The sequence below is a fragment of the Luteimonas endophytica genome (genome assembly GCF_029887875.1).
GTDB lineage: Bacteria > Pseudomonadota > Gammaproteobacteria > Xanthomonadales > Xanthomonadaceae > Luteimonas > Luteimonas endophytica.
The window spans coordinates 24743-34734 of record NZ_JARXRM010000008.1; the positions used below are offsets into that span (position 1 = coordinate 24743).

Below are 9992 nucleotides of genomic sequence, written 5' to 3' on the forward strand. Positions count from 1 at the left end.
TCAGTCGTTCCCGGATTGGTGTTTCTGCATCAGCGCGACGAAACGGTCGAACAGCGGCGCCACGTCGTGGGGACCCGGCGAGGCCTCCGGGTGGCCCTGGAAGCCGAAGGCCGGCGCGTCGGTCAATTCGATGCCCTGGTTGCTGCCGTCGAACAGCGAGCGGTGGGTGACGCGCACGTTGGCCGGCAGGCTGGCTTCGTCGATCGCGAAGCCGTGGTTCTGCGAGGTGATCATGACCCGGCCGCTGGCGAGGTCCTGGACCGGGTGGTTGGCGCCGTGATGGCCGAACTTCATCTTCAGGGTGCGCGCGCCCGCGGCCAGGCCGAGCAGCTGGTGGCCCAGGCAGATGCCGAACACCGGGAGGCGCCGCTCGATGCAGCTGCGGATGGCCGCGATGGCGTAGTCGCAGGGCTCGGGATCGCCCGGGCCGTTGGCCAGGAACACCCCGTCCGGGGCCATCGCCAGCACCTCGCTGGCGGGCGTCTGCGCCGGCACCACGGTGATCTCGCAGCCGCGCGCGGCCAGCATCCGCAGGATGTTGCGCTTGACCCCGTAGTCCCAGGCGACCACCCGGAAGCGCGGTTCGGCGCGGCCGAACGCGCCGCTGTCGAGGTCCAGCTCGCCCTCCGACCAGGCGTAGCGCTCGCGCGTGCTGACTTCCTTCGCCAGGTCCATGCCCTTCAGGCCCGGGAACTTGCGGGCCGCCTCGACGGCGTGGTCGGCGTCGATCTCGCCGGCCATCAGCGCACCGTTCTGGGCGCCGCGGTCGCGCAGCAGCCTGGTCAGCCGGCGGGTGTCGATCCCGGAGATCGCCACCACCCCGCGTTCCTGCAGCCACTGCGGCAGCGGCGTCCGGCTGCGCCAGCTGCTCGGGCGCCGCGGTACGTCGCGCACGATCAGGCCGGCGGCCCAGGCCCGCGACGCCTCGTCGTCCTCAAGGTTGCAGCCGGTGTTGCCGATATGCGGATAGGTCAGGGTGACCAGCTGCCGGGCATAGGAGGGATCGGTGAGGATCTCCTGGTAGCCGGTCATCGCGGTGTTGAACACCACCTCGCCCACCGAAAGGCCGGGCGCGCCTGCGGAGATGCCCTCGAAGACGCTGCCGTCCTCGAGTGCCAGGATTGCGGGTTGGGTCACGGACGCTCGCCTTGTGTGGGGAAACCCTGTTCCGCCGATCTGCGGCTGCAGAAAACCGCGGACATGGTGGCTACCAGTCCGGGCGGCGGTGATCAGGCGAGCGGGAATTGTACCGGCGAGCCGGGCAAAAGGGAACGGTGCGCGGGCCGCCGCGGGCGGCGGAAAGCTCCGTACCTGGTCAGCGTCGAGGGCCTCGGGCCCCGGGGAGGAAACATGAAGCCGAATGCCATCCACGCCAAGACCGCCGCTGGCCAGCATGAGATCGCGCACCGATCCAGCGCCATCGACGCGCGTCACCGCACCCTGCTGATCATGGTCGACGGCCACCGCAGCTTCGCCGACCTGGCGCCGCTGATGGGCGGCGCCGGGGCGCTGGAGCCGATGCTGGCGCGGCTGGTGGCGCTGGGGATGATCGCGGCCGCGGGCTGACCCGCCTTCCGCGGCCGGGCATGCCGGCGTCGCCGTTCAGCCCGGCCGGGCAGGGTCGCCGAACAGCAGCTCGCGCAGCCCGTAGCGCCCCGCCTCCCGCCGCCGCAGGCGTACCGCCGCGGCCAGCGCGCCGATCGCGAAGACGTCGCGGCTGGTGGCGCGGTGCACCAGCTCGATGCGCTCGCCGATGCCGCAGAACTGCACCGTGTGCTCGCCGACGATGTCGCCGGCGCGGAGGCTGGCGTAGCGCGGCTCGGCGCCGGACCTGCGCGCGCTTTCCCCAAGCGCCAGGGCCGTTCCCGATGGCGCGTCCTGCTTGTGCGCGTGGTGGGCCTCGACGATGTCGCAGTCCCAGTCGCGGAGGGCACCGGCGGCGCGTTCCACGAGCTCGTCGAGAACCGCCACGCCGAGGCTGTAGTTGGCCGCCCACAGCACCGGGACCCGCCCGGCGGCTTCGGTCAGCGCCCGCTGCTGCGCGTCCGACAGACCGGTGGTGCCCGAGACCAGCGCAGCGCCGCGCTGCACGCACAGCGCCAGTAGCGGGTCGAGGCCATCGGGCAGGCTGAAATCGATCGCCACGTCGAACGCGGGAACGCCGTGCAGCTCGGCCGCGGAGAAGTGCGGCACCCCGTCGATCACCCGCTGCTCCACCCGCCGCGCCACCGCCGCCGCGGCGCAGCAGTCCTCGCGGCCCGCGCACAGGCGCAGCAGCGCCCGGCCCATCCGGCCGGAGGCGCCGTGGATCAGGAGGCGGACGGGAGCGTCTGACATCGCCGCAGGCTACCGGCGGCGGCGCGATGCGACAAGCCGCGGTCCGGCGCTCAGGAGGTCATCCGCTCCCAGAAGCCGCGCACGCCGTCGACGAAGGTGCTCGACTTGGGCGAGTGGCGGCGGGCGGCACCGTCGCCGCTGAAGGTCGCCTCGAACCGCTCCAGCAGTTCGCGCTGGTCGGCGGTCAGGTTGACCGGCGTCTCCACCACCACCTTGCAGTAGAGGTCGCCCGGCTTGCGGCTGCGCACCGAACGCACGCCCTTGTCGCGCAGGCGGAACACGCGCCCGGTCTGGGTTTCCACCGGAATCCGGATCTCGGCCTCGCCGCCCAGGGTCGGCACCCGCACCACGTCGCCCAGCGCCGCCTGGGAGATGCGGATCGGCACCTCGCAGTGCAGATCGTCGCCGTCGCGCACGAAGATCGCGTGCGGGCGCACCCGCACCTCGACGTACAGGTCGCCGGGTGGCGAGCCGGCGGGACCGGCCTCGCCCTCGCCGGCCAGGCGGATCCGGTCGCCGGTATCGACCCCCGGGGGGATCTTCACCGACAGCACCTTTTCCTCCTCGACCCGGCCGGCGCCGTGGCAGGTCCGGCATGGGTTGGCGATCACCTGGCCACGGCCCCCGCAGTGCGGGCAGCTCTGCTGCATGGTGAAGATGCCCCGCTGCATGCGCACCTGGCCGCGCCCGTGGCAGGTGCCACAGGTGCCGACCCTGCCGTCCTCCGAGCCGGAGCCGGTGCAGCTTTCGCACGTGGCCAGGGTGGGCAGCTCGATGCGCTTCTCGATGCCGGCCACCGCCTCCTCGAGGTCGAGCTCGAGCACGTAGCCGACGTCGGCGCCGCGGCGCGCCGCGCCGCGCGCGGCACCGCCACCGAAGATATTGCCGAAGATGTCGCCGAAGATGTCGCCCATGTCGGCGAATCCGGGGCCGCCGGGGCCGGCGTTGCCGCCGCCCATGCCGTGTTCGAAGGCGGCATGCCCGTGCTGGTCGTACAGGCGGCGCTTGCCGCCGTCCGACAGCACCTCGTAGGCCTCCTTGCATTCCTTGAAGGCGGCCTCGGCCTCCTGGTTGCCCGGGTTGCGGTCCGGGTGGTGCTTCATCGCGCAGCGGCGGTAGGCCTTCTTCAGCTCCTCTTCGCCGGCGCTGCGGGACACGCCCAGGACTTCGTAGTAATCGCGTTTGCTCATGGAGCCGTCATTCGTGATTCGTGATTGGTGATTCGCAGAAGCAGGAGCCGGGACGGCGACCGGGATCCGGGTGACGGCAAAAGCGGAGCCGAAGCCCCGCTATTGCCGATCACCAATCCCGAATCACGAATCACTGCTTCTTCTCGTCGTCCTTGACCTCGGTGAACTCCGCATCGACCACGTCGTCGGCGGCCTGGCGGGTGCCTCCATCGCCGCCGTCGGCGCCCCCGGGCTGCTCCTGGCCGGCTGCCGCGGCGGCCGCGAACAGCGCCTGGGCAGCCTCCTCGAGCGCCTTGGTCTTGGCCTCGATCTGGCCCTTGTCGTCGCCCTTCATCGCGGTCTCGAGCTCGGCGATGGCGGACTCGGCGCGGCCGATGACATCGCCGGGCACCTTGTCGCCGTTGTCCTTGATCGCACTGCGGGCGCCATGGATCAGGGCATCGGCCTGATTGCGGGCCTGCACCAGCTCCTGGAACTTCTTGTCCTCCTCGCGGTGGGCCTCGGCGTCCGCCACCATCCGCTGGATCTCGTCGTCCGACAGGCCCGAGCCGGCCTTGATCTCGACCTTCTGCTCCTTGTTGGTCTTCTTGTCCTTGGCCGACACGTGGAGGATGCCGTTGGCGTCGATGTCGAAGGACACCTCGACCTGCGGCATGCCGCGTGGTGCCGCATCGATGCCGGTCAGGTCGAACTTGGCCAGCGACTTGTTGAAGCGGGCCTGCTCGCGCTCGCCCTGCAGCACGTGCACGGTGACCGCGGACTGGTTGTCCTCGGCGGTGCTGAAGGTCTGCGAGGCCTTGGTCGGCACCGTGGTGTTCTTCTCGATGATCTTGGTGAACACGCCGCCCAGGGTCTCGATGCCCAGCGACAGCGGGGTCACGTCGAGCAGCAGCACGTCCTTGACGTCGCCGGCCAGCACGCCGCCCTGGATCGCGGCACCCACCGCCACGGCCTCATCGGGGTTGACGTCCTTGCGCGGCTCCTTGCCGAAGAACTCGGCCACCGCCGCCTGCACCCTGGGCATGCGGGTCTGGCCGCCGACCAGGATCACCTCGTCGATGTCGCTGCCGCGCAGCCCGGCGTCGTTGAGCGCGGTGCGGCAGGGCTCGATGGTCTTCTTCACCAGGTCGTCGACCAGCGACTCCAGCTTGGCGCGGGTCAGCTTGATGTTCAGGTGCTTGGGCCCGGAGGCGTCCGCGGTCACGTACGGCAGGTTGACCTCGGTCTGCTGCGAGGAGGACAGCTCGATCTTGGCGCGTTCTGCCGCGTCCTTCAGCCGCTGCAGCGCGAGAGGATCCTTGCGCAGGTCGATGCCCTGGTCCTTGTTGAACTCGTCGACCAGATAGTCGATGACGCGCTTGTCGAAGTCCTCGCCGCCGAGGAAGGTGTCGCCGTTGGTGGCCAGCACCTCGAACTGCTTCTCGCCGTCGACTTCGGCGATCTCGATGATCGACACGTCGAAGGTGCCGCCGCCCAGGTCGTACACCGCCACCTTGCGGTCGCCGCCCTTCTTGTCCAGTCCATAGGCCAGTGCGGCCGCAGTCGGCTCGTTGATGATGCGCTTGACCTCCAGCCCGGCGATGCGGCCGGCGTCCTTGGTGGCCTGGCGCTGGGAATCGTTGAAGTAGGCCGGCACCGTGATCACGGCCTCGGTGACCTTCTCGCCCAGGTAGTCCTCGGCGGTCTTCTTCATCTTTTCCAGGATGCGCGCGGAGACCTCCTGCGCGGAGAGCTTCTTGCCGTCGCTGGTGGCCACCCAGGCGTCGCCGTTGTCGTGCTCGACGATCTTGTAGGGGACCAGCCCGATGTCCTTCTGCACCTCGGCGTCGCCGAACTTGCGGCCGATCAGGCGCTTGACGGCGTAGAAGGTGTTGTTCGGATTGGTGACGGCCTGGCGCTTGGCGGACGCGCCGACCAGGACCTCGCCGTCCTTGCTGTAGGCGACGATCGACGGCGTGGTGCGATCACCCTCGCTGTTCTCGATGACGCGGGTCTTGCCGCCTTCCATGATCGCCACGCACGAGTTGGTCGTGCCGAGGTCGATGCCGATGATCTTAGCCATGGTGGTTCCTCTGGATCGTTGTTTCGGTCTGATTGGGGAGGCGGGCTGGCCGCCGCTGGGCTCTATCTGGGGGCTGCGGGGCCGGCTTCAAGCGCCGGCGGGCGGCCCCGGCCGCGCTCAGTCGCTCCTCGCGACCACCACCAGCGCCGGGCGCAGCAGCCGATCGTTCAGCACGTAGCCCTTCTGGAACAGCTGCGCGACCGCACCCGGGGCGACCGCGTCGGAATCGGCCACGCTCATCGCCTGGTGACGCTCGGGGTCGAAGGCGTCGCCGGGCGCCGGCGCCACCGGGACCAGGCCGTTGGATTCGGCCACCTTGAGCAACTGGCGGAGGGTGAGTTCGACGCCTGCGCGCAGCGGCTCGCCTTCGGAGGCATTGGCCAGCCCGGCTTCCAGGCTGTCGAGAACCGGCAGCAGGTCGGCCAGCAGGCGCTCGTTGGCGAAGCGGCGCGCGTTGTCCAGGTCGCGCGCCAGGCGCTTGCGCTGGTTGTCGAGGTCGGCGCGCTCGATCAGCGACTGCGCGCGCATCTGCTCCAGTTCGCCCTCAAGGGCCTCGATCCGGTCGTGCAGCGAGTCCTCCCCCTGCTCCGCCGAATGCGCGGAATGGGCCTGGTCGCTGGCCGGCGGCTCGCCGGGCTGGTGTTCGTTGCCTTCGTTGCTCATGTCCTGTCCACCGGCGGTCGATCGGCCGCCGCAGTGCGCAGCAATGGGGGCCGGGGGCCGTGATTCAAGGGGCGGCGGAAGGCACGCGTCGCCGTTCGGTCCGCCGATTCCGCTCCGGGGTCTGGAAAACAGCCAGGACTCCCCTCTTGGTAGCCGGGCGCGTCGGCGATGGCCCATCGATGCGAAAGCGGGAGCCGTGCCGGGGGTGTTGCGCAGAGCAGACCATGGATGGTCTGCGGCCCTGACTCCGGCCATGGATGGCCGGACGGAAGGGCGGAGCAATACCCCCGGCGCGGCTCACGCCCCCGCGATGCTTCCGAAGCGGCTCTTCATTTTCGCTGCCCCGTGGCGACGGTGCGAAATCCCCGCGGCGGATGGAGCTGCCTGGCGCGGCGGGACGGAATCGACGCGCTAGCCCGTCATTCCCATTCGATGGTGGCGGGCGGCTTCCCACTGATGTCATAAACAACGCGAGAAATGCCACGCAACTCATTGATAATTCGATTGGAAACCTTGCCGAGGAAGTCGTACGGCAGATGCGCCCAGTGCGCAGTCATGAAGTCCACCGTCTCCACCGCGCGCAAGGCGATCACCCACTCGTAGGCGCGCGCGTCGCCCACCACCCCGACCGACTTGACCGGCAGGAACACCGCGAACGCCTGGCTGGTCTTCTCGTAGAGCCCGCAGCGCATCAGCTCCTCGATGAAGATCGCATCGGCCCGTGCCAGCAGCTCCGCGTACTCGCGACGCACCTCGCCGAGGATCCGCACGCCCAGCCCGGGGCCCGGGAAGGGATGCCGGTAGACCATCTTCTCGGGCAGCCCCAGCGCCACGCCGAGCCGCCGCACCTCGTCCTTGAACAACTCGCGCAGCGGCTCCACCAGGCCCAGCTTCATGTGCTCGGGCAGGCCGCCGACGTTATGGTGGCTCTTGATCACGTGGGCCTTGCCGGTCCGGCTGCCGGCCGACTCGATCACGTCCGGATAGATCGTGCCCTGCGCCAGCCAGCGCGCGTTCTTCAGCTTCGCCGCCTCCGCGTCGAAGATCTCCACGAACAGGTTGCCGATGATCTTGCGCTTGGCCTCCGGGTCGGCCACACCCGCCAGCGCCCGGAAATAGCGGTCGGCGGCATCGACCCGGATCACCTTGACCCCGAGGTGCTCGGCGAAGGTCGACATCACCTGGTCGCCCTCCTGCCAGCGCATCAGCCCGGTGTCGACGAACACGCAGGTCAGCTGGTCGCCGATCGCCTGGTGCAGCAGCGCCGCCACCACCGACGAGTCCACGCCGCCCGACAGCGCCAGGATCACCTCGTCCTGGCCCACCTGGGTGCGCACCCGTGCGATCTGGTCCTCGATGATGTTGGCCGGCGTCCACAGCGTGCGGCAGCCGCAGATGTCGGTCACGAAGCGCGTCAGCAGGGTCAACCCCTGCTTGGTGTGGGTGACCTCGGGATGGAACTGCACGCCGTACCAGCGCCGCTCGTCGTTCGCGAACGCGGCCACCGGCACCCGGTCGGTGCTGGCGGTGACGGTGAATCCCGGGGGCGCCACCGAGACGTGGTCGCCGTGGCTCATCCACACGTCCAGGCGCGGCGGCGAGCCCGGATGATCGGCCAACCCGGCGAGCAGCCGGTCCTGCGCGATCCGCGCCACCTCGGCATGGCCATACTCGCGCTGGTCGGCGGCCTCGGTCTGCCCGCCCAGCTGCTTCGCCATGGTCTGCATGCCGTAGCAGATGCCCAGCAGCGGCAGGCCGCTGTCGAACACCGCCTGCGGCGCCCGCGGCGAATCTTCGACGGTGGTCGATTCGGGACCGCCGGAGAGCACGATGCCCTTGGCGCCGAACTCGGCGATCTCGGCCGGATCGTGGTCCCAGGCCCAGACTTCGCAATAGACGCCGATCTCGCGGATGCGGCGGGCGATCAGCTGGGTGTATTGCGCGCCGAAATCGAGGATGAGGATCTTGTCGGCGTGGAGCCGGGATTCGTGATTCGTGATTCGTGATTCGGGGACGCCCGACATACTTCCTCGCTGATGGCCTGCTGCTTTTCCAATCACCAATCACCCATCGCGCCGCACGGGTCTCAGCCCATGCGGTAGTTCGGCGGTTCCTTGGTGATCTGCACGTCGTGGACGTGACTCTCGCGCTGCCCGGCTCCGGTGATCTTGACGAACTGCGGGCGGGTGCGCATGTCCTCGATGGTGGCGCAGCCGACATAGCCCATGGTCGCGCGCAGCCCGCCAGCGAGCTGGTGGACCACGCCGCTGAGCGGGCCGCGGTACGGGACCCGGCCCTCGATGCCCTCGGGCACGAGCTTGTCGGCGTCGCTCGAATCCTGGAAGTAGCGGTCCTTGGACCCCTTCTCCATCGCGCCCAGGCTGCCCATGCCGCGGTAGCTCTTGTAGCTGCGGCCCTGGAACAGCTCGGTCTCTCCGGGCGATTCCTCGGTTCCGGCGAACAGGCCGCCGATCATCACCGTGGAGGCGCCGGCGGCCAGCGCCTTGCCGATATCCCCCGAGTAGCGGATGCCGCCGTCGGCGATCAGCGGGATGCGGTCCTGCAGCGCTTCGGCCACCAAGTCGATCGCGGTGACCTGCGGTACGCCGACGCCGGCGACCACGCGGGTGGTGCAGATCGAACCGGGCCCGACGCCGACCTTGACCGCGTCCGCGCCGGCGTCCATCAGCGCCAGGGCGGCATCGCCGCTGACGATGTTGCCGCCGACCACCTGCACCTGCGGGAACGCCTTCTTGGTCCAGGCGACCCGATCGATGACGCCCTGGGCGTGGCCGTGGGCGGTGTCGACGATGAGCACATCCACGCCGGCGGCCACCAGCGCCTCGATGCGCCGCTCGGTATCGCCGCCGGCGCCGACCGCGGCGCCGACCAGCAGCTGCTCGTCGGCGTCCTTGGCGGCGTTGGGGTTGTCGCGGGCCTTCTGGATGTCCTTGACGGTGATCAGCCCGCGCAGTTCGAAACCGTCGTTGACCACCAGCACCTTCTCGATGCGGTGCTTGTGCAGCAGGCCGAGGACCTCGTCGTCGCTGGCGCCTTCCCGCACGGTGACCAGCTTGTCCTTGCGGGTCATGATGTTGCGCACCGGATCCTCGAGGCGGGTCTCGAAGCGCATGTCGCGGCCGGTGACGATGCCGACCAGCTGGCCACCTTCGACCACGGGGACGCCGGAGATGTTGCGGGCGCGGGTGAGCTTGAGGACTTCGCCGATGGTGGTGCCGGGGCCGACGGTGAACGGTTCGCGGATCACGCCGGCCTCGAAGTTCTTGACCCGGGCGACCTCGGCGGCCTGGCGTTCGGCCGACATGTTCTTGTGGAGGATGCCGATGCCGCCGAGCTGGGCCATGGCGATGGCCAGGCGGGCCTCGGTGACGGTGTCCATGGCGGCCGAGACGATCGGCAGGTTGAGCCGCAGTTCGCGGGTCAGGCGGCAGGCCAGCGAGACGTCCTTGGGCAGGACCTTGGAATGGGCGGGGACGAGGGAAACGTCGTCGTAGGTGAGCGCTTCGGCCAGGATGCGCAGCATGGGCGGTCCGGTGAGGGGAAGCGCGTCATTGTAACGTGAATGCCGGAGGGCGACGTGGAATCAAGCCCGCCGGGACGGGGACCCGGGGTTCGGTCAGTGGGTTCGCCCAAAAGGAATGCGTGCCGGCGACCGAGCGAGCGCAGGGGGTTGCGGCGCCTCCCGCGGGGGGAGCTGGCGGGTGATGGCGCAGGGGCGG

Annotated in this window: 8 protein-coding genes; 1 reads left to right on the top strand and 7 read right to left on the bottom strand. The window is 69.8% G+C overall.

Annotation, left to right across the window (positions count from 1 at the left end; translation table 11 throughout):
• Complete coding sequence (gene carA, locus QFW77_RS00320) at nucleotides 1–1137, bottom strand: glutamine-hydrolyzing carbamoyl-phosphate synthase small subunit (protein WP_280572142.1); 1137 nt, start codon at nucleotides 1135–1137, stop codon at nucleotides 1–3.
• Between the two features lie 213 nt (nucleotides 1138–1350).
• Here carA and QFW77_RS00325 point away from each other — a divergent pair, with 213 nt between their 5' ends.
• Nucleotides 1351–1566 (top strand): hypothetical protein, encoded by a 216-nt coding sequence (locus QFW77_RS00325; RefSeq protein ID WP_280572143.1) that lies wholly within the window; start codon nucleotides 1351–1353, stop codon nucleotides 1564–1566.
• Nucleotides 1567–1602: 36 nt separating this feature from the next.
• On the opposite strand, the gene dapB is transcribed toward QFW77_RS00325, so the two are convergent.
• The 6 genes from dapB to guaB all read right to left on the bottom strand — a co-directional run bounded on the left by dapB (nucleotide 1603) and on the right by guaB (nucleotide 9796).
• Entirely contained in the window at nucleotides 1603–2337 is a 735-nt protein-coding gene (gene dapB / locus QFW77_RS00330) for a 4-hydroxy-tetrahydrodipicolinate reductase (RefSeq protein WP_280572144.1), read from the bottom strand.
• 50 nt (nucleotides 2338–2387) lie between these two features.
• A complete protein-coding gene (dnaJ, locus tag QFW77_RS00335) occupies nucleotides 2388–3527 on the bottom strand; it encodes a molecular chaperone DnaJ (protein ID WP_280572145.1) in 1140 nt (379 codons plus the stop codon).
• Nucleotides 3528–3657: 130 nt separating this feature from the next.
• Complete coding sequence (gene dnaK / locus QFW77_RS00340; protein WP_280572388.1) at nucleotides 3658–5622, bottom strand: molecular chaperone DnaK; 1965 nt, start codon at nucleotides 5620–5622, stop codon at nucleotides 3658–3660.
• Between the two features lie 84 nt (nucleotides 5623–5706).
• Nucleotides 5707–6252, bottom strand: coding sequence for a nucleotide exchange factor GrpE (gene grpE / locus QFW77_RS00345; protein WP_280572146.1), 546 nt, complete (start codon nucleotides 6250–6252; stop codon nucleotides 5707–5709).
• Between the two features lie 419 nt (nucleotides 6253–6671).
• Nucleotides 6672–8276 (bottom strand): glutamine-hydrolyzing GMP synthase, encoded by a 1605-nt coding sequence (gene guaA / locus QFW77_RS00350; RefSeq protein ID WP_280572147.1) that lies wholly within the window; start codon nucleotides 8274–8276, stop codon nucleotides 6672–6674.
• A gap of 62 nt (nucleotides 8277–8338) precedes the next feature.
• Nucleotides 8339–9796 carry an IMP dehydrogenase gene (gene guaB / locus QFW77_RS00355; RefSeq protein ID WP_280572148.1) on the bottom strand — a complete coding sequence of 486 codons (1458 nt, stop codon included), beginning with the start codon at nucleotides 9794–9796 and terminating at the stop codon, nucleotides 8339–8341.
• Between the last annotated feature and the right edge of the window lie 196 nt (nucleotides 9797–9992).

What these genes read in the sequence shown, in the direction of transcription:
- QFW77_RS00325 (WP_280572143.1), top strand. Translation starts at nt 1,351, where the DNA reads ATGAAGCCGAATGCCATCCACGCCAAGACCGCCGCTGGCCAGCATGAG.
- dapB (WP_280572144.1), bottom strand. Translation starts at nt 2,337, where the DNA reads ATGTCAGACGCTCCCGTCCGCCTCCTGATCCACGGCGCCTCCGGCCGG.
- dnaJ (WP_280572145.1), bottom strand. Translation starts at nt 3,527, where the DNA reads ATGAGCAAACGCGATTACTACGAAGTCCTGGGCGTGTCCCGCAGCGCC.
- grpE (WP_280572146.1), bottom strand. Translation starts at nt 6,252, where the DNA reads ATGAGCAACGAAGGCAACGAACACCAGCCCGGCGAGCCGCCGGCCAGC.
- guaA (WP_280572147.1), bottom strand. Translation starts at nt 8,276, where the DNA reads ATGTCGGGCGTCCCCGAATCACGAATCACGAATCACGAATCCCGGCTC.
- guaB (WP_280572148.1), bottom strand. Translation starts at nt 9,796, where the DNA reads ATGCTGCGCATCCTGGCCGAAGCGCTCACCTACGACGACGTTTCCCTC.